Raw genomic sequence first — 1297 nt, 5'->3', positions numbered from 1 at the left:
GTATGAACCGGTCACATGGGTTACAGATCTCACCGGCCACATAGGTAACACTTTTTGATTCAACTGGCTCGAATTATGCGGTGATTTTTTCTGTCATACCGAGCCAGTATTAATTCACCAAAACCGATTTCTTCGATGTCATCGTCAATCAGCCTCATCCATACCCATTCATTTCTGAGTGCTTCTGATAAAAATATTCTTTTGTTGCTGAAGCACAGGTCTCCCTTCATGGAAACACGCAGAACACGAGATCCATCTGGAACTGGCATTTCTTTCACTGGCCCCGTGAACATTCTTTCGGATGGTGACCATACTGAGCCCGGTGTTTTGCCTCCCAGCGCCTTGTGAGGACGTATATTGTTAAACTCCTGACGCCAGTCATCAAACCAGCTCTGCTGTTCTTCAAGCGAAGCGAACTGTGAATGGAGTTTGAGTGACTCTTTCATGGTCCGGTGCATTCGCTCATGCCGCCCGTTTTCTGTAGGCTTACCTGGCCGGATACGCTCCGGGACGATGCCACATTTTATCAGCCAGATTGACATTAGAGTCAGTCCCATTAAACCACAGCCTGCAAATGGCGAACCATTATCGGTCCTCAGGACCAGTGGTATGCCACATTCGCGGAATACCCGCTCCAGACGGGGAATGACGAAACGTCCATCAGGTGTATAGGTCGCGTCGCAGGCCAATACGATCCTGCTGTAATTATCAGTCAGCGTGAAGGGATGACACCATCGCCCTCCGGTATGTGGGAATTTACCTTTAAAATCAGCACTCCAGACATCATTGGGTTTCGTGACTGCATGCAATTCACCCCGTTGTGAAGGCTTAAAATATCGTGGAGTACATTTCCCCACCAGACCATGAAGTTTGAGCATATTGCCAATCGTGCTTGAGGCCGGCACACCAGTGATGTTCAGATTAAGGAGCCGCTGCCTGATTTTCTCAGGCCCCCAAAGAGGATGCTGATTCTTAGTATCCAGCACCAGATTCACCATAGCTTCAGGTATGGTGTTTTGGTGATGGCGTGCCCGTGAACGATCGTCAAGCGATGAAGTATCATCCGGTGAGAAACGGGCAAGCCATTTATAGCCGGTTTTACGACTGATATTGAAGCGGCGGCATACCTCAGTAATCGAAAGCTCGCCTTCCTGACAGGCCGCAATGAATTGTAAACGTTGCATGGTAACAGTCTCAGTCCAGGGCACGGTAAACCTCCGTTAGCTGCTTACCGTACCTTTATAACCTGTTACCCATGTGCCCGGTTCAAAGTGTTACCCATGTGACCGGTTCATAC

1 protein-coding gene is annotated in these 1297 nt (G+C 48.9%); it reads right to left on the bottom strand.

Features of this window, described 5'->3' with window-relative positions; all coding sequences use genetic code 11:
• Positions 1-59 precede the first annotated feature (59 nt).
• On the bottom strand, positions 60-1208 hold the full coding sequence (locus tag ENGE1_RS26185) for an integrase core domain-containing protein (protein ID WP_053075619.1): 1149 nt from the start codon (positions 1206-1208) through the stop codon (positions 60-62).
• Between the last annotated feature and the right edge of the window lie 89 nt (positions 1209-1297).

The organism is Pluralibacter gergoviae ATCC 33028 = NBRC 105706 (assembly GCF_001598855.1).
In the GTDB taxonomy this organism is placed as follows: Bacteria; Pseudomonadota; Gammaproteobacteria; order Enterobacterales; family Enterobacteriaceae; genus Pluralibacter; species Pluralibacter gergoviae.
Note: the sequence above shows the minus strand (reverse complement) of the source record. Positions and strands in the feature narration are given on the sequence as shown.